Genomic DNA, 21,526 nt, shown 5'->3' on the forward strand with positions numbered 1-21,526 from the left:
CTTACCCCTTCGGAGGGAAAATGAAGAAATTACTTGCCGCCATCCTCTATACGGGCCTCGTTGCGCTTGCAAACCCGGCGCTGGCCGATCTGGCCAAGGCCGAGGCGATGCGCGACGGTGACATGAAAAAGCTGACCTTCCACAGCACACCGCAGGCTGCGGGGACAGCGGAATTCACCACGTTCGACGGCGAACCGATATCGTTGGCGGATTACCAGGGCAAATGGGTGCTTCTGAATTTCTGGGCGACCTGGTGCGCGCCGTGTCGAAAAGAAATGCCGATGCTGTCCGAATTGCAGCGCGAATTCGGCGGCGACAGTTTCGAGGTCGTGACCCTCGCCACAGGTCGTAACCCGCCCCCGGCGATGGAGGCGTTTTTCGAAGAGATCGGCGTGGATAATCTGCCGCTGCACCGCGATCCGGGATCCGGTCTTGCGCGAGAGATGGGCGTTCTGGGTCTGCCGATCACCGTGATCCTCAATCCCGAAGGTCAGGAAGTGGCGCGCATGCGGGGCGATGCGGATTGGGCGTCGGACAACGCCAAGGAAATCCTGCGCACCATTCTGGGTGAAGACAGCGCAGGCTGAATCACGCGAGTTGAACAGACAGGAGGTTCACACAGGTCCCCGGACGCCCACACGGCACGCAGCGCTTTACCTGTCGTAGCTGCCAAAAGCGCTCCCGCGCGTGCCGTTATCTATATGCCCCTTGAACTATAACAGACCGCCTACCCGGCATAGAGCCACCGCTCGGACTTGCGAGAACAACTGCGAGTGTCTTCCACATGATCCAGCAATCGAGCCTAATCGATTTGTGTTCCCGATAGTGATGTTCGATCTGGAACTTGCAGGGAAGAATCTTGGTGACGTATGTGGCTTCAAGCTCTGACATACTGCGCGAGGACGCCATGATCCGCTGCTCCTCGAGCGCCAAGCTGACGGTGCCGAGACCCGTCACGCCAGGTGCGATCGACAGTATCTTGTCAAACTCCTCGGGAAATTGCGCGGCCGCGGCGGGCGTTGGCGGACGTGGCCCGATGAAGTTCATGTCGCCTACCAACACGTTCCAAATCTGCGGAAGTTCATCCAACCTCAATCGACGCAGCACAGCACCCAACCGAGTGATCCGATTGGTTTTGTCTGCCCCTGTAGGCAAACCGTCATCCGCGCCGCGCATCGTCCGCAATTTCCACATCGTGAAAGGACGGCACCCCGCCTTGAGCCGTTGCGCCGCGAACAGCGGCGGTTGACGGTCGATGACAAGGATCAGGACCACGCACATCAAGAGCACCGGCAACGCGATGATGAGGACCACCAGCGCGGCCAATATTTGTAGAAATCGCGATTTCCGGGTCATAGGCCAGGCTGAACTCTTATCAGGTCTGGGTCCAGCCTACCGAAACTTTGATTAACCGTTGGTTAATGATCAGGCGTCGGAAAACCCAGCGCGGCCAACGCTGACATACGCGACAAAGCCCGCATCGCGCACGACGTCTGCATTATAGATGTTGCGTAAGTCGGCCATCACCGGGCGGGCCATGTTGCCCGCGATCTGGCCAAGATCCAACGCCCGAAATTCGTTCCATTCCGTCAAAAGGACCAACAGGTCGGCATCCTTTACAGCAAGGTAGGGATCTTCTTGCCACTGCACGCCGGGCAAAAGCGCCTCACCTTCGTGCTGACCCTGTGGATCACAGACCCGCACTTTCGCCCCGCCGCCCACCAGCGCGGGCACGATCGTGAGCGATGGTGCATCGCGCATGTCGTCCGTGTTGGGCTTGAACGTGACGCCCAAGACGGCCACCGTCTTGCCGTTGAACGACCCGTCACAAAGGTCCTGAAGCTTGCCGATCATACGGCGCTTGATGTCTTCGTTCACCGCGATCACCGCTTCGGTGATATGCATCGGGCTGGCGTGTTCCTGTCCGATCCGCGCAAGCGCTTTGGTGTCCTTGGGAAAGCAGGACCCCCCGTAGCCCGGCCCGGCATGCAGGAACTTGTTGCCGATGCGGTTGTCCATGCCCATGCCCTTGGACACCTGTTTCACATCTGCCCCGACCTTTTCGCACAGAGCCGCGATTTCGTTGATGAAAGTGATCTTCGTGGCGAGAAACGCATTGGCGGCGTATTTGATCATCTCCGCGGATTCGAGATCGGTCGTGACGATGGGAAAGTCGCGCAGGTAAAGCGGGCGGTAAATCTCGGACATCACCTGTGCCGCGCGATCTGTTTCTACGCCCACGACAACGCGGTCCGGCTTCATGAAATCGTCAATCGCAGCCCCTTCCCGCAGGAATTCGGGATTGGAAGCGACATCGAAATCGAGGTCGGGATTGGCGGCGGCGACCACGTCGCGCACCTTGCGGTTCGTGCCGACCGGGACCGTGGATTTCGTGACGATGACAACGTAATCCTTGGCCGCTTTTGCGATCTCCTCTGCCGCAGCCATGACGTAGGTCAGATCCGCATGACCATCGCCGCGTCGTGTGGGCGTGCCGACCGCGATGAACACCGCCTCGGCGCCATCAATCGCCGCCGACAAGTCGCGGGTGAATTCCAGGCGTCCGGCTTCGACGTTCTTGGCCATCAAAGCATCGAGGCCCGGTTCGTAAATCGGAACCTCTCCCCGCTCGAGCATATCGATCTTACGCTGATCCTTGTCGACGCAAACAACGTTGTGGCCGAAATCCGAGAAACACACCCCGGACACAAGACCCACATACCCGGTCCCGATCATCGCAATCTTCATGGCACTGCCCTTTCACTATCGAAGGCTTTTTGCGCCGGGCGTCTGTTTGGGTCAACTCCACCAGGGCGTTCGCCCAAAAGAAAAGGGCGCGCTGTGGCAGCGCGCCCCTCTGATGTCTTTCAGATCGAATCGATTACGATCCGGTGTCTTCCATCTCGGGACCAACGGACACGAGATAGGCATAGACGTCCTCCATGCCGGACCGCAGGCGGAACGACATCTTGGACCGTGCGCTGCTGTCGTCCAGATACTCGGCGAGGAAACCCTTGGGATCCTGCACATATGCAACGAAGGTTTCCTCGTTCCACTCGAGCCCGGCTTCGCCTGCTGCGACAAGGCTGTCACCGTAGCGGAAATCTTCCACGGTGCCGGCCTGACGGCCGATGATGCCGTAAAGATTGGGACCAGTACGACCGCCCTTTACGATTTCGGTGCCATCGTCCGCCACGATCATGTGGCAGGATTTGCACTTGTTGAATTCACGTTCACCCGCTTCGGCATCGCCGGAACCTGCATGGCTTTCGGCAAATGCAGAGCCCGCGAGCGTCATTGCTGTGGCCGCTGTTGCGATCATCAACTTCATTGTTGAACTCCTCTTTCGTGTTCGGACGCACAATAGCGCCGTATCGATCTGTTAACCAATAGCAAACCGAGTTTGTTCCGCATGACGTAACCGCGTTAGGTCCGAAGTCAAGCGACCTGATGCGCGATTGCGCACTGTTTCCAGAGGGTTGCCAGCGCCTGAACCAGCTGTTCGATATCCGCGTCGGAATGAAGTGGGCCAGGCGTGAATCGCAGACGCTCTGTTCCCTTCGGCACCGTCGGATAGTTGATCGGCTGAACGTAAATACCGTAGTCCTGCATCAGGATGTCCGCCAACATCCGGCATTTGACCGGATCCTTGATCATCACCGGGATGATGTGGCTCGGGTTGTCCAGATGCGGAATGCCCTGATCGTCCAGACGCTTGCGCAGCTTGGCGACCTGCTCCTGCTGCTTGCGTCGTTCCATGTCGCTCTGCTTGAGATGCTGGATCGACGTGCGCGCAGCCGCGGCCACCGCCGGAGGCAACGCGGTGGTAAAGATGAACCCGGACGAGAACGATCGGATAAAATCACACATCGCGTCGGACCCGGTGATGTAACCGCCCATGACGCCGAACGCTTTGCCCAAAGTACCTTCGATCAAGGTGATCCGGTCCGCCAGCCCTTCACGTTCGGAAACACCACCGCCGCGAGGGCCGTACATGCCAACCGCGTGAACTTCGTCGAGATAGGTCATCGCGCCGTGCTTTTCCGCGACTTCGACGATTTCCTTCATTGGGCAAATGTCGCCATCCATCGAGTAGACCGACTCGAACGCCACGATCTTGGTCGCGTTCGACGGCAGCGCCGCCAGCTTGCGATCGAGGTCCTCGGGATCGTTGTGCTTCCAGATGACCTTGTTGCAGCGCGCGTGGCGGATGCCTTCGATCATCGAGGCGTGGTTCAACTCGTCCGACAGGATCACCGCGTCCGGCAGGCGCGATCCAAGCGTCGACAGGGCGGCCCAGTTCGACACGTAGCCAGACGTGAACAGCAGCGCCGACTCCTTGCCATGCAGATCAGCCAGCTCCGCCTCGAGCAACTTGTGCTGGTGGTTCGTGCCGCTGATGTTCCGAGTACCACCGGCACCGCAGCCATTCTCGGCGACAGCGTCCTGCATCGACTTGATGACCGCGGGGTGCTGGCCCATTCCGAGGTAATCGTTCGAACACCACACGGTCACCTCGTCCGGGCAATCGTCATCATGCGATTTGGCCTTCGGGAAGGCGCCACACTTGCGCTCCAACTCGGCAAAGATGCGGTAATTTCCCTCTTCCTTTAGGGCATCGAGTTGGGCATTGAACAAGCTGTCAAAGTCCATGGGCGTCCTCCGTTCGTATCGTCTTGTCTTCTTGTTTTGGTTTGGGCGCCGGGATCATCCAGCGCCAGAGTTTTTCGTCGGGCAGCGGCAGCACCATGAACCAGTGCTCGAGCAAAGCGAGCGCGGTCATGGCCGCCAACAGGGCAAAGCCGATCGTGTCGGCCGGGGTTTGCGCGGAATAGATGCGCTCCAGCCAGCACGCGACGGCAAAGGTCAGCGCGCTGACCGAAATCGGGAACAGCCAGTTCATCTTGGCGTGACGGAAGTGGCTGGGCAGATGGGCGAGCGGCTTGGGCAGGAATTCCGTGTTGATCTTCGGCACACCCAGAAACAGGTTCAGTTTCGCGGATACGCGGGCGAAGAACAGGACCGCGAAGGTCCAGAACCCAAAGGTGTTTACGGCGTCCTTCGTGACAAGCCAGAGCGCGATCAGGGTGCCTGCCAAAAGCATCTCGTGATAGGCAATGGTGCCCCAGGCCCGGATGAAGCGTTCCCATTCCGGGATGTCCGCGCGGCATTCATGCAGGTTTGGACCCGTGATCGTACCGGTCAGGAACGCGATCTCGATCCAGGCCCAAAGCGCCAGAGCCGCGAGAAAGGCGTGATATGACGCAGCAGGGCTTTCGACGGAGTCGGTGACCCAGATGCCGAACCCGCCCAGAAAGAACACCGGCAAAGCCGCCCAAGTGAGCACTTGCCCAAAACGCGGGCCATGCCGGTCGGCATATTTCACGACCATGAGGATCGCCCCGGTGGAAAACCACCAGAGAAAAAGCGCCACGAGGGCGGCGATCCAGGGGTCATTCAACACGCGTCTTTGTCCTTCTTCTTTTACCAAATATGCCGGGGATGTGGGGGGCTGGCCCCCCACCCGGTCGCCGCCCTTGGGCGGCGAAACCGCTTAGTAGGACGGCACCAACCGGGTCACGGCGGGCACCTTATGTTTCTTCACCGGGATCGTATACAGCGACACAAAGCACGACGCCGCCTTTGCCGATCCGGCCCACTCCTTGAGCTTCCCGCCCAGACCGCCCTGCTTTTTGCCCTCGGCAATCTGCACATTCGCGCGCTGCAAGCGTTCCAGCGTCGGCTGCCAACGCGGATGGTCGATATCCAGCGTGATCGGGAAGATCTGCTTGGTCAGCTCGGATGTCTTGGTGAAGACCTCGTGCGCGTACCAATCCGGATCGACGCCCAGCGCCTTATGGAAAGCAGGGCGCTGATGATCGCGCACATACATGGTGGCGTAGACGGCCGTAAGGAAGAACTTGATCCAGTAGACATTGCGCCCCTGAGTCAGTTTCGGGTCCGTCTTCATCAAAAGCGCGAACGCCTCGCCATGGCTGAACTCGTCGTTGCACCACTCTTCGAACCACTTGAAGATCGGATGGAAGCGGTGTTCGGGATGTGCTTCGAGGTGACGGAAAATCGTGATGTAGCGGGCGTAGCCGATCTTTTCCGACAGGTAGGTGGCATAGTAGATGAACTTGGGCCGAAAGTAGGTGTATTTCTTCGACTGCGTCAGGAACCCGAGGTTCACCCGCAGCCCCGCTTCGCGCAAGGCATCGTTGATGAAGCCGGCGTGCCGCGCCTCGTCGCGCGCCATCAGTTGGAACAGTTGCGTGATGTCCTTGTTGTTGCCGCGCCGCTTCATCTCCTTGTAAAGCACGCAGCCCGAAAACTCGGCGGTGCAGCTTGAAATCAGGAAGTCGATGAATTCCTTTTTCAGCTGCGGCTCCATGTTCTCCCAATCGACATGGTCCCAATCTTCGTTCTTCTTGAAGTGACCCTTGTTGGGATCCGCTTCCATCTGGGCGATCAACGCGTCCCATTCGGCCCGGATACCATCGACATTGATCGCGTCCAGTTCGTCGAAATCGGTGGTATAGAACCGTGGCGTCAACAGGGTGTTCGCCATCGCGGTTTCGGTCGCGAAATTGTCGTCGTACTTCGCCTGTTCTTCCTGGATGGCGAGACCTTCTTCGACGGTTGTCGCGTCGGCGGAGTGCTTGACCTGCATGTTCATAGCGTGACCTCCTCGGAGAACGAGAATTCACAAAGCTCCATCACTTCGAAATCGCCCGTAAGGCGAGTCCAGAGTTGTTCGAGCTTGGAGGCGCGGACGATGATCGCCTCGCGGTCTTCGGAGACGACTTCGCCGAACGGGGCCATGATCTCGGGCCCCTGAACCTTCACCTCATCACCGGGGTAAATCACTGCGCCGTTGTTAAAGCGCACATGCGCATGAAGGCTCTCGAAACAGTGGCTGATTTCCACTGTGCACGGCGCCCTTTCGATATCTTTTGTCAACAGACCCATTGTCCGATTCCCTTTCGGTTAGTTCAGCAGCTTGGCGAAAGCGGCCGAGTTGTCGGCGCCGAACCCCATGAGGTCGGCCCCCCATCCCGTGCTGGGATCAAAGATCTCAAGACGGTTGTTTTCACGCGCACGAACGATCACCGGACCGTCCAAATCCACACGTGCCTTGGTGCGTTCCCGTTGCAGGACGCGCCACATACCAGAGAGGAAACCGCCCTCGTCCGGGCTGTATTCCGCGATCAGCGAGCGATCTTCTGCATAGACCTTGGCCGCGCCGCTCATGGCACCTTCAAGGTACAGCGTTTTCTCGATCACGATAGGCGAATCCGGTGCGGTATATTGCACAGGACCGTCCATCCAGCGGTAGGCGCTGACCATGATCAGACAGATCATCACCATCCCGAACATCGCCCGCACGAAAAGACGCGGGACAAGCTCGCGCTCCGTGGCGTGAATTCGGGCCTTGTCGACTGTTTGTGTTTGCATTGCCATCGCTCCTTATTCAGCCGCGACAGCGGCTGGGGCGCCGGTTGTCCGCTGGACTTGGGGTGTCGAAACGCGGGCCTCGGCTGCCTCTGAGATCATTGCGGCGATCTTTTCGGCCTCGGGGATGCAGCGGAGCGCGGGCTGCGTCGGAGAGATGCGCCAAGGGCGAACATGGGGCCAACAGACAAGATAGCTGATCCGCGTATCACCCAGCAGATCGAACGCGATCGTGCCCGTCCCTGACTTGCGAAGATCGAGATTGGCGGACCCGATCTGCGTATAGGGCAGATTCAAAGTCACGGTCAGCGCCGCCCCGATCCGCATGGCGACGCGGCGATTGGTGACGGTGTAGACCGTGTAATGCGCTTGCGCGAAGGCGATGCCAAGCAACAAGGCGCAGACGATCGCGCCGAGAATGAGGAACGGAACGGAGGCCCAGATCGCCTGACCCAACGGCATGAGATCCGACACCGCCACGAACCGCCACGCCGCGAGAAACACGAAGTATCCCGCAACCCAGAGCAGGTTCAGCGATTCCTTGGCCAGGGCCCACCAGTCCGGTTTGCCCTGCCAGAGGATCACCTCCCCCTCGGGAGGTGTCTCTGGGAGGCCTTTGACAGGTTCTACCTGAAAGTCATCGTGTGGCATGGTGGTTCCCCTTGTCGTCTGATTGGCTGATCAGAGTTGCGGTTCGAGACGATCCTGGCTCGCGTAGAGCGTGCCGCCGCCGTAATAGGCGCTGATCTTGTCTTCCTCGAGCTTGGTGATCTGTTGCGCCGCAGCAAGCTTTGGCACCCCGGCGAAATGTTCGCCAAAGATCGACCGGACCTTCACGCGGTTGCCCCAGATGCGGGTGAAGGTGATCGGCACAAGGCGCGATCCACCACCGTATTCGGCATCGAGTTCCATCTCGAGATAGCGGACAAGCTGTTCCGGCTCATCAACCCACATATCGGTGATTTTGCCGACGATGGCGCCGTCCCCTGCCACAACAGGCAGACCGCGCGGGTCACGCCCAGCGGAGACACGAAAGCTTTCGCTGCCCGACATCGGGATGATCTTGGGATGGCCGTGACCGTCGAGTTCTGGCTCGTCACGGCGCGGAGCCCAGCTTGCCGGGCCGACACCATCGGCCATCGGATCACCGACCGGATCAAACGGGAAACCGCCGCTGTCGAATTGCTTGGTCAGCTTGGCGTTGATGTCCGTCCGCTCGGGCGTCTGGCCCGACGGGACGACGTATTCGCCACGGCCATGCGGCAGTTTGAATGTCTTGTCCGACGGGTTCGGGAACACGCTGCCCGCATCCGCCTGGCTACCGTCTTCGTCCAGAAGCGGATAGCCTTCGCGCTGGTTCTCGCGCTGGATCCAGATCACGAGTCCGACAAAAAAGATAAAAAACAACCAGAGCGAGATGCTCGCGAGGTCGAGGTTTCCAAGGATATAGTCTTCGGTCATCGGTTTAGTCTCCTTGATGGGCCTTGGTCAGGTTGGGAAATCGGCAAGGCCCAGCCCTGTCGGTTTCTGGTGAAAGGTGAGTGTGCTTCTGTTTTGGCTAACGAGACGGCCCAGAACGATGAGCGTCGCAAACAAAAGCGCGATTTCGAGGTGATAGACGACGGAATATCCGGTCGCCGGGGTGGCAAGCGCCTCGCCCCAGCTGCCGGACATCGCGATCGCGTTGACCGTGTCGCGGGTCGCGCCACCGATCAGAGTGGACAGACCCGCCGCCGTGGCCTGCGCCGCGCCCCAAGCGCCAAGCGCGAGACCGCGACCGGCAATACCTTCGACCGGAAGGGTCATTGCGGCGGTCAGGGTGGAGATGGCGAAGTACCCACCGCCGAACCCGATCAGGCCCGCTCCGAGAAAGAACAGCAGCGCGGAATTCATCGGTGCGGCGAAAATCACGATGCTGAACGCTGCGATCCCGGCAAGCAGTCCCATCGAGGCCATGCGATAGGTGTTGCCACCGCGCGCCAGGACACGCGCAGCAAGCGCGAACCCGCATAGCGCACCGGCGGCCCATGTCGCGGTGAGAAGCGTCGTCACAGAAACGCTCAGCCCAAGGATTTGCCCGCCATAGGGTTCAAGCAAAACGTCCTGCATGTTGAACGCCATCGTCCCCAGGAAAACCACGACCAGAAGCCGACCTGCGGTGCCCCCCGAGGTCAGATCGGTCCAGGCGTCCTTGAACGATGGTTGCGGTGCCTCGCGCTCTTCCTTCGACATCGGGCGCACGCGTTCCTGCTTCCAAAGCGCGATCACGTTCAGGACCACGGTGACCACGGCACATCCCTGGATCACCTTGATGAGCAACAGACCGCTGAAGTCCCGAAGCAGCCAACCGATGACGATGGCCGACAGGCCCATGCCGATGAGGAACATCACGTATAACAGCGCCACGACCCGTGGACGGGTTTCGTCGGTCGCGCGGTCGGCAGCAAGCGCCAGACCGGCGGTCTGCGTCATGTGCATCCCGAGGCCAGTCATGATGAAGGCCAGCGCCGCCAGCACTTCGCCCGCGAAGGGAATGTCGTGTGTGACATCGCCGCCCAGCACCAACAGGCAGGCGGGCATCACGGCAAGACCGCCGAACTGCCAAAGCGTGCCGAACCAGAGATAGGGAATACGCTTCCATCCGATGGCGGAACGGTAATTGTCGGACTTGAAGCCCAAAAGCGCCCGGAACGGCGCGATGAGCACCGGAAGCGCGACCATGATGGCGACCAGTGTGGCCGCGACCGAAAGCTCGACGATCATCACGCGGTTCAAGGTGCCCAGCAGCATGACACCGGCCATGCCGACCGACACCTGGAACAAAGCCAGCCGCAACAGTTGGCCAAGGGGCAGATCGTCGGACGCCGCATCCGAAAACGGCAGCATCCTCATGCCCAAAGACTTCACCTGGTTGCGGCTCACGATCATGGACGGAACTCCAAAGCCTGGCTGATGTAGAAACCCGAATTGATCCGACCCAGATCGTTGAGTTGACCAATGTCAGAGACTGTTTTCGACAAGCGGGATGGCCCGTGGGGGATCATCACCGGTGATCTGTCTGACCGGGGAAATGCCTTGCCTGCGTACCACATCGTCATCAAAAGCGGCGTGCGCGGCGCGACGGTAAAGGCCACCGACCCGCGTGTCCGTTCGCCAAGATTGACAAGCGCGCGGCGGATGTCGGCTTCGGTGTAGTAAATCAGGCTGTCCATGGCGATGACGTGGTCGAACGACCCAAGATCGGCAGAGAGCATGTCACCGCTGGAGAACGTCACCTTCGAATGCAAGCTTGTCGGCAAACGATCCTGCGCGATCTTGACCAGCGACGGAGAAATATCCACCGCCACGACATCGGCACCGCGCATGGCCAGTTCCTGCGTCATCTGCCCAGCGCCACAGCCAGCATCCAGAACGCGTACACCGTTCAGGTTGGAAGGCAGCGCAGACAGCAGCTTGTCGCGCATCTGGTCCCGGCCCTTGCGAACGGTCTCGCGAATGCGGCTGACCGGAGCGTCCGAGGTCAGGCGCTCCCAAACCTTGGTCGCCGTGCGGTCGAAATAGTGTTCGACCCTGTCGCGTGTGGCGTCGTAGCTCATCAATCGAATCCCAAAAGCTCGAATATGTCGCGGTCTTCGAGCGGTTGCGGGGCCATCGCCTCGGTTCCGTTGAACAGGGTCTCGGCCAGGCGGATGTATTCCTTACGCGCCAGAACGATGTCTTCCTCGTCCGGCATCTCGAACAGCGTCTTCTTCTTGAGCCGCGACCGGCGGATGGCGTCGTAATCGGGCATGTGCGCGATGCGCTTGAAGCCGACCTTGTCGCAATAGCGATCCACCTCGTTCGTGTCCTTGGAGCGGTTCGCGACACAGCCCGCCAGACGGACCTTGTAGTTGGCCGACTTGGCCTGAACGGCGGCGATGATGCGGTTCATCGCATAGATGCTGTCGAAATCGTTTGCCGTCACGATCACTGCGCGATCGGCATGCTGTAGCGGGGCAGCAAAGCCCCCGCAGACCACGTCGCCCAGAACGTCGAAAAGCACGACATCGGTATCTTCGAGCAGGTGGTGCTGCTTGAGCAGTTTGACGGTCTGACCCACCACGTAGCCACCACAGCCCGTGCCAGCGGGCGGACCACCGGCCTCGATGCACTTCACGCCGTTGAAGCCGTCAGCGACGAAATCTTCGGGGCGCAGTTCCTCGGCGTGGAAATCGACCTCTTTCAGGATGTCGATGACTGTCGGCTGAAGCTGACCTGTCAGGGTGAAGGTGCTGTCATGCTTGGGGTCGCAGCCGATCTGCAACACCTTCTTGCCCAGCATGGAGAACGCGGCGGACAGGTTGGAGGAAGTGGTGGATTTGCCGATCCCACCCTTGCCGTAGACGGCAAACACCTTCGCTCCCTCGATCTTCATCGAGGTGTCCTGATGCACCTGCACCGATCCTTCGCCGTCCTGTCCCTTGAGAACCGGCGGCGCGGACAGGCCGCGCGCTTCCAGGCCAGCGGCTTCGCGCAATGCGGCGCGGGCGGCGGGGGGGCTTTTGGCGTCGAGTGGGCTCATGATGTGGGCCTCCGGTTATACGTGTTGGCGCTCATTCTGCGGCGATCCCCTCGAGGCGATCTTCCAGAGCGTCGGCAGCGTCTTGCAACGCGGCCAGAGTTTCGGCGTCGGGGTGCCAGTAGTTGCGGTCGTGCGCCTCGAGCAGGCGGTTCGCCATGCGGCTCGATGCGGTCGGGTTCAGGTCGGCAAGACGGGCGCGCATGTCTTCGTCGAGGACGAAGGTTTCGCTCAGTCGCTGGTACACCCAGGGCTCGACCTTGCCGGTGGTCGCTGACCATCCCATCGTGTTGGTGACTTGCGCCTCGATCTGGCGCACACCTTCAGCCCCGTGCTTGAGCATCCCTTCGAACCATTTTGGGTTGAGGCTGCGCGACCGGGTTTCCAGCGCGACCTGGTCCTGCAAGGTACGCACCTTGCCGTTGCCGCGTGTGGTGTCGGAAATGTAGATCGCCGCCTCTTGTCCACCGCGCGCGCGCTTCACGGCGCGAGAAATGCCTCCAAGCGTGTCGAAGTAATGGTCGACCGTGGTGACACCCAATTCGACGCTTTCAAGATTTTGGTAGGCGACATCGACGGTCTTGAGTGTCTCTTGAAGCAGCGCATGGTTGGACGATGCCTTGCCGTTCACGCCATAAGCGAAGGACTTACGCGCCTCGTAGGCATCGGCAAGCTCGTCCTCGTCGCCAAAGGCAGAGCTGTCGACCAATGCGTTGACGTTTGCGCCATAGGCCCCCTCGGCGTTGGAGAAGACGCGCAATGCAGCAGTTTCCAGATCAACGCCGTTTTCCTGCGCATAGACCCAAGCATGAGCGCGGATAAAGTTCATCTCAAGCGGTTCGTCCGCCTCGGCGGCTTTCTTGGCGGCTTCAGCCAACATGCGGGTCTGCAACGGCAGAAGATCGCGGAAAATGCCGGACAGCGTCATCACCACGTCGATGCGCGGGCGGCCCAGTTCATTTAGCGGGATCAGGTCGGCACCGGAGAGCCGGCCAAAGCTGTCGAAACGCGGTTTCGCGCCGATCAGCGCCAGGGCTTGTGCCAAAGGCGCGCCATCGGATTTGATGTTGTCCGATCCCCAAAGCACCAGCGCAACGGTGCGCGGCAGGCTCTTGTGGGTCTCCAGCAGCAACTGCGCCTGTCTCGCGCCATCGCGGCAGGCGTATTCGGTGGGCATACGGAACGGATCGAAAGCATGGATGTTGCGGCCCGTGGGCAGCACATCGGCAGAGCGGATCAGATCGCCACCCGGCACCGGCGGGGTATACCGCCCGTCCAGCGCGCGCATGAGACCGGCGAGTTCGGTTTCCTGCTGCAAAAGCGCATCGACCCGCGCGCGTGTGTCGTCATCGGCGGCTTCGATCAGCTTGAGATACTCGGCCCGGGCCGCATCGCTGAACGGCTTGCCAACGATGTGCAGCCCATCCGGGATCAGCGCGTCTTCGGTTTCCAAGAGCTTGAGCCAAAGCGCGTCGGGCGCCGTGCCCTCCATGTCCACCGCTTCGGCCTGTTCGGCGATAAGCGTCTCTAACTCGGCCCGTTCATGGTCTGACGGATCAAGCGAGCGCCACCGCGTCAGGCTGTCCTTCAGCTCTTGCAGACCTTTATAGAGACCAGATTGCGCCAAAGGCGGCGTCAGATGTGTGACTGTCACGGCACCCGAGCGGCGCTTGGCCAAGGATGCTTCGGACGGATTGTTCGACGCGTACAGATAGACGTTGGGCATTTCGCCGATCAGCCGATCCGGCCAGTCGCGCGCGCCAAGGCCCGCCTGCTTGCCCGGCATGAATTCGAGCGCGCCGTGCATGCCGAAATGCAGGACCACATCCGCACAGAACGTGTTGCGCATCCATTGGTAGAACTGGACGAAGGCGTGCGTCGGGGCGAACCCCTTTTCGAACAGCAGGCGCATCGGGTCGCCTTCGTAACCGAAGGTGGGCTGAACGCCGACAAACACCTTGCCGAACCGCGCGCCCAGAACGAAGACACCGCGTCCGTCCGACTGAATCTTGCCGGGGGCCGGGCCCCAGACCGCTTCGATGGCCTTCAAGGGCGGCGTGGTTCGCACGATGTCATCGGCGCTCACATGGGCGGCGACGTTGGCTTCCTGTCCGTATTGCTTGGCGTTGCCTTTGAGAACGGCGGCGCGCAGAGCGTCGACGGTTTCAGGCGGATCGAGGTCGTAGCCTTCGGCCTTCATCTGGTGAAGCGTGTTGAAAAGCGACTCGAACACGCTCAGATACGCGGCTGTGCCGACCGCACCCGCATTGGGCGGAAAGCCGAAGAGGACTATCCCGACATTCTTGTTAGCGTTGGATTTGCGGCGCAGCGTGGCCTGACGCAGGGTCTTTTCGGCAAGGCTGTCGATACGTTCGCGGCAGGGGGCCATTGCCTTGGACTGCGTGTCACAGGGGCACTGGTACTGGCAGCCATTGCAACCCTCGGGACCGTGACGCCCGCCAAAAACGGTTGGACAGGTCGCGCCATCGAGTTCGGGCAGCGCAATGAGCATCGTGGTCTCGATCGGACCAAGGCCCTGGTCGCCATTGGCCCATTGGCCCAGCGTCTGAAATTCGAGCGGGTGCGCCGCGATATACGGGATGTCGAGCTCTTCAAGAACCGCGACGGCAGCTTTGCTGTCATTGTAGGCCGGGCCACCAACAAGGCTGAACCCTGTCAGGGACACCATCGCGTCAATCGATGTCTGACCGTCCTTGCGGAAGAATTCGGCAATGGCCGGTCGGCCATCAAGGCCACCGGCGAAGGCGGGAACAACGGCCATGCCTTTGGCTTCGAAGGCGCGGATCACGGCGTCGTAATGTGCGGTGTCGTTGGCCAGCACGTAGGACCGCATCATCAGAAGACCGACTGTCGCCTTCACCTCGGCCGGGCGGGGCAGATCGGCGATATCGGTTGTGATCCGGTTGGGCAGATCGGGGTGATACAGAGCCACATCCGGGTATTCGATGGGCGCTTCGGCCTCGGCCCCCAGCCACTCTTCCCGGCCTTTGGCGTACTTGCCCAGAAGGTAGCGCACCATCGCTTCGATGTTGTCGTCGGAACCGCCCAGCCAGTACTGCATGACAAGGAACCAGGACCGCAGATCCTGCGCCTTGCCGGGGATCAGCTTGAGCATCTTAGGCAGGCGGCGCAGTTGCTGCATCCGCTTTTCGCCCTTTTCGACCTCTGAATCCTGCGACTTGGGCTTGAGCGATTTGAGCAGCTTCATCAGTCCCGAGGCAGGTTTGCTCATGTCGAGCTTGCCCAGCTTGGTCAGCTTGATGATCTGCGCGTCGGCGATCACGCCAATCATCCCGTCAACACGTTCGCGGGCGGCGCGCAGATCGTCCATGATCGGGGCGATGTGCTCTTCGAGGAACAGCAGGTTTGCCACGATCATGTCGGCATCGGCAATCGCAGCCTTGGTTTCGGCCAGAGTCTCGGGCGTTTCGGCCCACTCGGCCGCGGCGTGGACTGTTACGCTCAGGCCGGGGAAATCCTTGGCAAGGTTCAACGACGCCCGGGCCACGGGACCAGCAGCGTGGCTGTCCAGCGTGATGATGGCGATTTTATACGCCCGGGTTTCATCGAAACTATCGCGCATAATGGGCCTTCGCCTCGTAAAGGGTGTCGACGCTGATTTCCTGCACCCCGCGCTCGGACGCGAAGGTTTCGGTGTTGCGCTTGGCTTTGCCGCGCACGAAAAACGGGATTTTCTTCAGCTCTTTTTCGGCGGCAGGAAGCCACACAATTTCGACAGGACCGGTGTTCGCTTGCACGGATTCCGGCGTTTTCGTCTCTGTTTCGGAGGTTGCGTTGATGCCCATTTCGCGCAGCTTTGCCTTGCCGCCGTGATGGCTGGCACCGGCGTCGTCGTGGAATTCGAAATCTTCGCGGAACATGGTGAGCAGGTGCTCTTCCAGCCCCATGACCAGCGGATGCACCCACGTGTCGAAGATCACGTTCGCGCCTTCGATGCCCATCTGCGGCGAGTACCGCGCCGGGAAGTCCTGCACATGCACCGGAGCGGAGATGACGGCGCAGGGAATGCCAAGGCGCTTGCCGATATGGCGTTCCATCTGGGTGCCGAGGATCATCTCGGGGGCCAGCTCCTCGATCCGGCCCTCGACCTCGAGGTAATCGTCGGTGATGAGCGCCTCGACGCCGTACTCCTTGGCCAGACCGCGCAGCATCCGTGCCTGTTCGCGGTTGTAGCAGCCCATGCCGACCACTTCGAACCCCATCTCGTCCCGGGCGATGCGGGCGCAGGCGGCGACGTGGGTGCCATCGCCGAACAGGAACACGCGCTTGCCGGTCAGGTAGGTGCTGTCGACGCTGGCCGAATACCACGGCATCCGCAGGCGGCTGTCGTCCAGAACAGGCTCTAAATTGGCGATTTGGGCGACTTCCTTGACGAAATCACGGGTCGCGCCGACGCCGATTGGGACGGTTTTGGTGTAGGGCTGGCCAAACTCGCGCTCCATATAGCGTGCAGCGGTTTCTGCGGTTTCGGGATACATGAGTACGTTGAAATGCGCCTGACCCATCTTGGCGATATCGGATGGCGACGCGGGCATCGGGGCCGCGACATTCACTTCAATGCCCATGTCCATCAGGAGGCCGGTCACTTCGACGATGTCGTCGCGGTGCCGGAAGCCGAGGGCGGTGGGGCCGATCAGGTTCGCGGTCACACGCGCGGTCTTTTTCATCGGGCGGGCCAGAGCCTTGACGATCTGGTAGAACGTCTCGTCCGCGCCGAAGTTTTCCTTGCGCTGGTAGCTGGGCAGTTCGAGTGGAATGGCCGGGATCGGGAGACCGAGTGTTTCAGCCAGACCGCCGGGATCGTCCTGGATCAGTTCGGCGGTGCAGGACGCGCCAACGATCATCGCTTCGGGTTTGAAGCGTTCGTAGGCGGCCATCGCGGCGTCCTTGAACAGATAAGCCGTGTCCGCGCCCAGATCGCGCGCCTGGAAGGTCGTGTAAGTGACCGGCGGGCGGTGGTTGCGCCGTTCGATCATGGTGAACAGCAGGTCCGCATAGGTGTCACCTTGCGGGGCGTGCAGCACGTAATGCAAATTGGTCATGCCCGTGGCAACGCGCATCGCGCCGACATGGGGCGGGCCTTCGTATGTCCAGACGGTGAGCTTCATGAGAGCCTCCCGGGGCGCTGCCCCGGACCCCGGAGTTTATTTGGCAAAATGAAGGAGCGGATCATTCTGCCGCCTCCAGCTTGAGGAGGTCGCGGCGGCGCATGGGGCGCGAGAAGAGCCCCGCGAGGTCGCCCGCCTGCTCGTAGAAATGCACCGGCGTGAAGACCAGTTCGATGGCCCACTTGGTGGTCAGGCCCTCTGCCTCGAGCGGATTGGCAAGGCCAAGGCCGCAAACCGTGAGATCAGGGCGCGCGTCGCGGCAACGGTCGAGCTGTTTGTCCACGTCCTGTCCTTCGGCGATCGTTGGACCCTCGGCCAGCAGATCAAGATCGGGTGCCATGACCGTCTTGTGGATAAACGGCGCGCCGACTTCGATGGCATCCATGCCGCATTCGCGGGTCAGGAAACGGGCAAGCGGGATTTCCAACTGGCTGTCCGGGAAGAAGAAGACCGACTTGCCGCGCAGGGCTTCGGACGCCTGGGCCACGGCTTTGCGGGCGCGGGCGCGGGGCGCGTCGGTGACTTCGGCAAACTTCGCGTCGGACACGCCGAACTGATCCGCGATTGCGCGGAGCCATGCAGTTGTACCCTCTTCTCCGAACGGGAAGGGTGCCGCGATGTGATTGGCACCACGTCGCTGCAAGGCTTCATGCGTTTCCGTGAGAAATGGCTGTGTCAGCGCATAGAGCGTATTGGGGCCGATCCCATATTCGTCATTCACACGCGACGCGGGCAGAACACGGATCGGGCCAATGCCCATCGCCTCCAGCAAGCCAACCGCCTGTTCCTCGACAATATCGGGCAGCGCACCGACGAGCAGCAATTCACGCGCATCGGTCTGCGGCAGAACCGGCACCATCGCGGCAAGGCAGGCGTCTTCGCCTTGGGTAAAGGTGGTCTCGATCCCGGAACCCGAATAGCTCAGCACCCGGACGTTCGGCGCGAATTGCGCGCTCATCCGTTCGGCGGCCTTGGCGAGGTCCAGCTTGATCACCTCGGACGGGCAGGACCCGACGAGAAACAATTGCTTGATGTCGGGGCGGCGTTCGAGCAGTTCGCTGACCACGCGGTCCAGCTCTTGTTGTGCGTCCGCCATGCCCGCCAAATCAGTCTCTTCAAGGATTGCCGTCGCGAAACGAGGTTCCGCAAAGATCATCACGCCCGCAGCGGATTGCAGAAGATGCGCGCAGGTGCGGCTTCCGACAACAAGGAAGAACGCATCCTGCATCTTGCGGTGCAACCAGATGATGCCGGTCAGACCGCAAAACACTTCGTGCTGACCCCGTTCCTTCAACACGGGCGTGTTGGAACAGCCACGTGACGGCGGAGGCGCGAATTGTTCGGTCATGCCGGGACCTCTTCGGTCAGAGGTGTGTTCGCTGCTTGCAGACGTGCGACGCGCAGCTTCCAAAGAAACTGACCGGCATTGATCACGTAGGCGGCATAGGCCGCGAGTGCGAGCCACATTTCCTCGGCAGGGCTCAGTGCCCCGCTGAAGAGCGCCCAGACATATGCCATGTGCAATGCGATCACGAGAAACGAAAACACGTCTTCCCAGAAGAACGCCGGAGCGAAGAGATACTGGCCGAAGACGACCTTTTCCCAGATCGCTCCGGTAACCATGATAGTCAGGAGGAAAACCGTCTTGATCAGGATCGATATGGTCGCGGCCTCGTATCCCGCTCCGGTCAGGAGATAGCGCAGAACCAGTGCTAAAGAGACAAGGAAAACAAGGAATTGCAGAGGTGCGAGCACGCCCTGAATCGTCGTCCAAATACTGCTGTCCCGACGTGCGCGTTGCTCCTCCGTGTAGAGAAACACTGGCTTTCCAGCGGCGCGATGCGTTCCTGTCATGTCTGCGATTCCGTGTTCTGATGATTAAAAAGTATCGTCAGCTTCGGCTAAGTGTCAACTAAAACTTACACTCTGAAATTGACAGTTCGGCGCCGCTGGAAAAGTTTGCCTGATTCTCGATAATCACCACAAAACAGCTTTTTCTTTGGGTTTTTCGCTGCCATACGGCGTTGAAAGAAAAGCCTTCCACTCATATGTGTCAATTACCTTTGACATTAAGGCACAAGAATCAGAGACTATTGATGTCCGATATGCTTGACAGGTGTTGGGCTGTATCGGTTACGAGGGTTTGACATGGCAAACGACCATACCGACGACCGCGCCTCTTCTGAGGAAAGCCGGCTGGACATCTCTGCCTTGGCCTCGACGGTTCTTTCCGTGCTCAGTGACAAAGGCGAAGAGGGCGCGCAGACCATCAGAAGCAGTGTCGTTCAGAAACTTGTGGACGTCGCATTGCAACCAGGCGCGTTCAATTCCGAGTCCCTTCTCAATGATCTCAAGGATCGCCGGATCACCGCCGATCAGATCGTCGACATCTACATCCCCCAAGCAGCGCGCGAGATGGGCCGCATGTGGAGCGAAGATGTCATCGGCTTCGCCAAGGTCACGATCGCGACGGCACGGCTTCAGGGATTGCTGACGCTGCTGGCTCCGCCCTGGGCGGCGAAACCGTCCGAGAGCGTCGACGGCATCAATGTGCTTCTCCTGCTTCAAGGGAATGACAGCCATACGTTGGGACCACACGTGGCCACCGCACAAATGCGGCGCGCCGGTGCGTCGGTTCGCATTCTTTTCGGCGCGCGCGACGAGACGGTTATCATGGCGCTGTCGGAAGAAAGCTACGACATGGTTCTCTTTTCGGGCTCGCGCCCGGACGCGCTTGCATCAATTGCAAACTTGGTTAAACGCATTCGGACCGGTATCTTGACGCCCCCACCTCTCGTCTTGGGAGGAATTGTTCTCAACCTTGCGGACGGCGTCAAAGAGAAGACTGATGTCGATCTGGTGACAAACGATGTGAAGGTTGCGCTGAAGCTTTGCGAAAAGAACAAGTCCAGAAACAGGTCTTTGACGCGGTAATGAATACGAGTGGGTCCAGTTTCTGGAGCAGCGGCTCCGTTCCCCTCATCGACGCAGAAGTCTTGTCGAGTATCATCAAGGTTGCGTCGGACATCGCGTTGGTGGTGTCGCGGGACGGCAAGGTCTTGTCCGTCCTTATCAATCCGAACGAAACGTCGTTCGGAAAGTTGAACCATTGGGAGGGTCGGCCCCTCGTCGAATTCCTGACCCGTGAAAGCCGTCCCAAGATCGAAGCCGTCATGGAGTCGATGGAGAAGGGCGAAACGCCGTCTCGCTCCATCGAGCTCAATCATTCCGATAACGCCGTTTGGGAATTTCCGATCCGGTACAGTTTTCATCCGTTCGGTTCGGACGGATCGTTTCTGATGCTTGGCCGCGATCTGCGGCCAATCGCTGAAACGCAGCAACAGCTTGTTCAGGCTCAGATGTCGCTTGAACAGGGATACGAGGCAAGACGCGAATTCGATGCGCGTTACCGTCTTCTTCTGCGTACCGTTCGGGATTCAATCGTCTTCGTGTCGGTCAATGACGGGAAGATCAAGGATCTGAACGACCCCGCGGCGACTCTATTGCAATCCACGCGAGACGACCTCATCGGTTCGTCCTTCGCGCAGGAATTCCGGGACAAGCGGCCCGAGGAGTTCACCGAAGCACTCATCAATGCGTCCATGTCGGAAAGCGCGACCGGTCTCGAGGTGCAAGCCCGTCGGGGACGTCAGCGCGTGCTGGTCACGCCGCAAGTGTTTCGTGCCGCCGGAGAACGCATACTGATCTGCCGTCTGACCACGGCCGAAGAAGTCACCGCCCGTTTCGACAATCTGAGCAATAACCTCGCCTCGATGTTCGAGAAGGGTTCGGACGCGATCATCTTCACGTCCGACGCCGGTATCATCGAATCGTGTAATGACTCGTTTCTCGATCTGGTTGATGCCGCGCACGCGGTCGACGTGCGGGGGCGCAGCTTTGCCGATTTCCTTGGACGCGGTCAGATCGACATGAGCGTCCTCGTCGAGAATGCGCGGCGAACCGGGCAGATGCGGATGTACTCCACGAAGCTTCTGAACGATTTCGGCGCGAAAACCCCGGTCGAGATGTCAGTGACCTATTTTGAGGATCGCGGTGAGCCGACACTGGGCTTTGTCATTCGGGACATCAGCCGCGTCGACGCCATGCGCAAGGCGCCGATGCAGACGAACGAGGAATCGAGTCGCAACGTGATGGAGCTCGTCGGATCTGCGACGCTCAAGGAAATCGTGTCCGAGACCACAGATGTGGTTGAGAAGATGTGTATCGAAACCGCCGTCAGCCTGACGCGGAACAACCGCGTGGCCGCGGCCGAGATGCTCGGCCTGTCGCGTCAAAGCCTGTATGTGAAGCTGCGCAAGTACGGTCTTCTCAACAAGGATGCCGACGGCGAATAAAGCCGCGC

Annotated in this window: 20 protein-coding genes; 3 read left to right on the top strand and 17 right to left on the bottom strand. The window is 60.2% G+C overall.

From position 1 onward, the window contains the following. The first annotated feature begins 20 nt into the window (after nucleotides 1-20). Nucleotides 21-587, top strand: a complete 567-nt coding sequence (locus tag Q1B16_RS08470) for a TlpA disulfide reductase family protein (RefSeq protein ID WP_299786577.1) — start codon at nucleotides 21-23, stop codon at nucleotides 585-587. Nucleotides 588-693: 106 nt separating this feature from the next. On the opposite strand, the gene Q1B16_RS08475 is transcribed toward Q1B16_RS08470, so the two are convergent. From Q1B16_RS08475 to bchF, 17 genes are all read right to left on the bottom strand, one after another. Continuing rightward, nucleotides 694-1,356, bottom strand: a complete 663-nt coding sequence (locus Q1B16_RS08475) for a sugar transferase (protein ID WP_299786579.1) — start codon at nucleotides 1,354-1,356, stop codon at nucleotides 694-696. Nucleotides 1,357-1,425: 69 nt separating this feature from the next. Beyond that, on the bottom strand, nucleotides 1,426-2,748 hold the full coding sequence (locus Q1B16_RS08480) for a UDP-glucose/GDP-mannose dehydrogenase family protein (protein WP_299786581.1): 1,323 nt from the start codon (nucleotides 2,746-2,748) through the stop codon (nucleotides 1,426-1,428). Nucleotides 2,749-2,881: 133 nt separating this feature from the next. Then, nucleotides 2,882-3,331, bottom strand: a complete 450-nt coding sequence (locus Q1B16_RS08485) for a cytochrome C (RefSeq protein ID WP_299786583.1) — start codon at nucleotides 3,329-3,331, stop codon at nucleotides 2,882-2,884. Between the two features lie 107 nt (nucleotides 3,332-3,438). Continuing rightward, nucleotides 3,439-4,653, bottom strand: coding sequence for a 5-aminolevulinate synthase (gene hemA / locus Q1B16_RS08490; protein ID WP_299786585.1), 1,215 nt, complete (start codon nucleotides 4,651-4,653; stop codon nucleotides 3,439-3,441). Beyond that, nucleotides 4,643-5,464 carry a putative photosynthetic complex assembly protein PuhE gene (gene puhE, locus Q1B16_RS08495; RefSeq protein WP_299786587.1) on the bottom strand — a complete coding sequence of 274 codons (822 nt, stop codon included), beginning with the start codon at nucleotides 5,462-5,464 and terminating at the stop codon, nucleotides 4,643-4,645. Before puhE ends, hemA begins: the two co-directional genes overlap by 11 nt. A 90-nt stretch (nucleotides 5,465-5,554) precedes the next feature. Continuing rightward, nucleotides 5,555-6,679, bottom strand: a complete 1,125-nt coding sequence (acsF, locus tag Q1B16_RS08500) for a magnesium-protoporphyrin IX monomethyl ester (oxidative) cyclase (protein WP_299786589.1) — start codon at nucleotides 6,677-6,679, stop codon at nucleotides 5,555-5,557. After that, on the bottom strand, nucleotides 6,676-6,972 hold the full coding sequence (locus Q1B16_RS08505) for a hypothetical protein (protein WP_299786591.1): 297 nt from the start codon (nucleotides 6,970-6,972) through the stop codon (nucleotides 6,676-6,678). The genes acsF and Q1B16_RS08505 overlap by 4 nt, the downstream gene beginning before the upstream one ends. Before the next feature lie 18 nt (nucleotides 6,973-6,990). Continuing rightward, nucleotides 6,991-7,458 carry a photosynthetic complex assembly protein PuhC gene (puhC, locus tag Q1B16_RS08510; RefSeq protein ID WP_299786593.1) on the bottom strand — a complete coding sequence of 156 codons (468 nt, stop codon included), beginning with the start codon at nucleotides 7,456-7,458 and terminating at the stop codon, nucleotides 6,991-6,993. A gap of 12 nt (nucleotides 7,459-7,470) precedes the next feature. After that, nucleotides 7,471-8,106 carry a photosynthetic complex putative assembly protein PuhB gene (gene puhB / locus Q1B16_RS08515; protein WP_299786595.1) on the bottom strand — a complete coding sequence of 212 codons (636 nt, stop codon included), beginning with the start codon at nucleotides 8,104-8,106 and terminating at the stop codon, nucleotides 7,471-7,473. Between the two features lie 30 nt (nucleotides 8,107-8,136). Continuing rightward, nucleotides 8,137-8,916: a photosynthetic reaction center subunit H gene (gene puhA, locus Q1B16_RS08520; RefSeq protein ID WP_299786597.1), complete on the bottom strand. Its 780-nt coding sequence runs from the start codon at nucleotides 8,914-8,916 to the stop codon at nucleotides 8,137-8,139. Between the two features lie 27 nt (nucleotides 8,917-8,943). Further along, the gene (locus Q1B16_RS08525; protein WP_299786599.1) at nucleotides 8,944-10,383 is read right to left on the bottom strand and encodes a PucC family protein; all 1,440 of its coding nucleotides are present in this window, start codon (nucleotides 10,381-10,383) and stop codon (nucleotides 8,944-8,946) included. Continuing rightward, the gene (bchM, locus tag Q1B16_RS08530) at nucleotides 10,380-11,051 is read right to left on the bottom strand and encodes a magnesium protoporphyrin IX methyltransferase (protein ID WP_299786601.1); all 672 of its coding nucleotides are present in this window, start codon (nucleotides 11,049-11,051) and stop codon (nucleotides 10,380-10,382) included. Before bchM ends, Q1B16_RS08525 begins: the two co-directional genes overlap by 4 nt. Then, a complete protein-coding gene (bchL, locus tag Q1B16_RS08535; RefSeq protein WP_299787843.1) occupies nucleotides 11,051-11,869 on the bottom strand; it encodes a ferredoxin:protochlorophyllide reductase (ATP-dependent) iron-sulfur ATP-binding protein in 819 nt (272 codons plus the stop codon). Before bchL ends, bchM begins: the two co-directional genes overlap by 1 nt. A 178-nt stretch (nucleotides 11,870-12,047) precedes the next feature. Next, a complete protein-coding gene (locus Q1B16_RS08540) occupies nucleotides 12,048-15,617 on the bottom strand; it encodes a magnesium chelatase subunit H (protein ID WP_299786603.1) in 3,570 nt (1,189 codons plus the stop codon). Beyond that, a complete protein-coding gene (bchB, locus tag Q1B16_RS08545; protein WP_299786605.1) occupies nucleotides 15,607-17,163 on the bottom strand; it encodes a ferredoxin:protochlorophyllide reductase (ATP-dependent) subunit B in 1,557 nt (518 codons plus the stop codon). Before bchB ends, Q1B16_RS08540 begins: the two co-directional genes overlap by 11 nt. A gap of 61 nt (nucleotides 17,164-17,224) precedes the next feature. Next, complete coding sequence (locus Q1B16_RS08550) at nucleotides 17,225-18,511, bottom strand: ferredoxin:protochlorophyllide reductase (ATP-dependent) subunit N (protein ID WP_299786607.1); 1,287 nt, start codon at nucleotides 18,509-18,511, stop codon at nucleotides 17,225-17,227. Further along, nucleotides 18,508-19,017, bottom strand: coding sequence for a 2-vinyl bacteriochlorophyllide hydratase (gene bchF / locus Q1B16_RS08555; protein WP_299786609.1), 510 nt, complete (start codon nucleotides 19,015-19,017; stop codon nucleotides 18,508-18,510). The genes Q1B16_RS08550 and bchF overlap by 4 nt, the downstream gene beginning before the upstream one ends. A gap of 294 nt (nucleotides 19,018-19,311) precedes the next feature. On the opposite strand from bchF, the gene Q1B16_RS08560 reads away from it, so the two are divergent. Together Q1B16_RS08560 and ppsR are read left to right on the top strand one after the other, a co-directional pair. Beyond that, entirely contained in the window at nucleotides 19,312-20,097 is a 786-nt protein-coding gene (locus Q1B16_RS08560) for a hypothetical protein (protein ID WP_299786611.1), read from the top strand. A gap of 62 nt (nucleotides 20,098-20,159) precedes the next feature. After that, complete coding sequence (ppsR, locus tag Q1B16_RS08565; protein ID WP_299786613.1) at nucleotides 20,160-21,518, top strand: transcriptional regulator PpsR; 1,359 nt, start codon at nucleotides 20,160-20,162, stop codon at nucleotides 21,516-21,518. The last annotated feature ends 8 nt before the right edge of the window (nucleotides 21,519-21,526 follow it).

This window comes from uncultured Marivita sp. (assembly GCF_947488135.1).
Taxonomy (GTDB): Bacteria; Pseudomonadota; Alphaproteobacteria; order Rhodobacterales; family Rhodobacteraceae; genus Marivita.

What these genes read in the sequence shown, in the direction of transcription:
- puhC (WP_299786593.1), bottom strand. Translation starts at nt 7,458, where the DNA reads ATGCAAACACAAACAGTCGACAAGGCCCGAATTCACGCCACGGAGCGC.
- Q1B16_RS08550 (WP_299786607.1), bottom strand. Translation starts at nt 18,511, where the DNA reads ATGACCGAACAATTCGCGCCTCCGCCGTCACGTGGCTGTTCCAACACG.
- Q1B16_RS08540 (WP_299786603.1), bottom strand. Translation starts at nt 15,617, where the DNA reads ATGCGCGATAGTTTCGATGAAACCCGGGCGTATAAAATCGCCATCATC.
- Q1B16_RS08475 (WP_299786579.1), bottom strand. Translation starts at nt 1,356, where the DNA reads ATGACCCGGAAATCGCGATTTCTACAAATATTGGCCGCGCTGGTGGTC.
- Q1B16_RS08505 (WP_299786591.1), bottom strand. Translation starts at nt 6,972, where the DNA reads ATGGGTCTGTTGACAAAAGATATCGAAAGGGCGCCGTGCACAGTGGAA.
- puhA (WP_299786597.1), bottom strand. Translation starts at nt 8,916, where the DNA reads ATGACCGAAGACTATATCCTTGGAAACCTCGACCTCGCGAGCATCTCG.
- Q1B16_RS08470 (WP_299786577.1), top strand. Translation starts at nt 21, where the DNA reads ATGAAGAAATTACTTGCCGCCATCCTCTATACGGGCCTCGTTGCGCTT.
- bchB (WP_299786605.1), bottom strand. Translation starts at nt 17,163, where the DNA reads ATGAAGCTCACCGTCTGGACATACGAAGGCCCGCCCCATGTCGGCGCG.
- acsF (WP_299786589.1), bottom strand. Translation starts at nt 6,679, where the DNA reads ATGAACATGCAGGTCAAGCACTCCGCCGACGCGACAACCGTCGAAGAA.
- Q1B16_RS08560 (WP_299786611.1), top strand. Translation starts at nt 19,312, where the DNA reads ATGGCAAACGACCATACCGACGACCGCGCCTCTTCTGAGGAAAGCCGG.
- Q1B16_RS08480 (WP_299786581.1), bottom strand. Translation starts at nt 2,748, where the DNA reads ATGAAGATTGCGATGATCGGGACCGGGTATGTGGGTCTTGTGTCCGGG.
- bchM (WP_299786601.1), bottom strand. Translation starts at nt 11,051, where the DNA reads ATGAGCTACGACGCCACACGCGACAGGGTCGAACACTATTTCGACCGC.
- Q1B16_RS08485 (WP_299786583.1), bottom strand. Translation starts at nt 3,331, where the DNA reads ATGAAGTTGATGATCGCAACAGCGGCCACAGCAATGACGCTCGCGGGC.
- puhB (WP_299786595.1), bottom strand. Translation starts at nt 8,106, where the DNA reads ATGCCACACGATGACTTTCAGGTAGAACCTGTCAAAGGCCTCCCAGAG.
- bchF (WP_299786609.1), bottom strand. Translation starts at nt 19,017, where the DNA reads ATGACAGGAACGCATCGCGCCGCTGGAAAGCCAGTGTTTCTCTACACG.
- bchL (WP_299787843.1), bottom strand. Translation starts at nt 11,869, where the DNA reads ATGAAGATCGAGGGAGCGAAGGTGTTTGCCGTCTACGGCAAGGGTGGG.
- Q1B16_RS08525 (WP_299786599.1), bottom strand. Translation starts at nt 10,383, where the DNA reads ATGATCGTGAGCCGCAACCAGGTGAAGTCTTTGGGCATGAGGATGCTG.
- hemA (WP_299786585.1), bottom strand. Translation starts at nt 4,653, where the DNA reads ATGGACTTTGACAGCTTGTTCAATGCCCAACTCGATGCCCTAAAGGAA.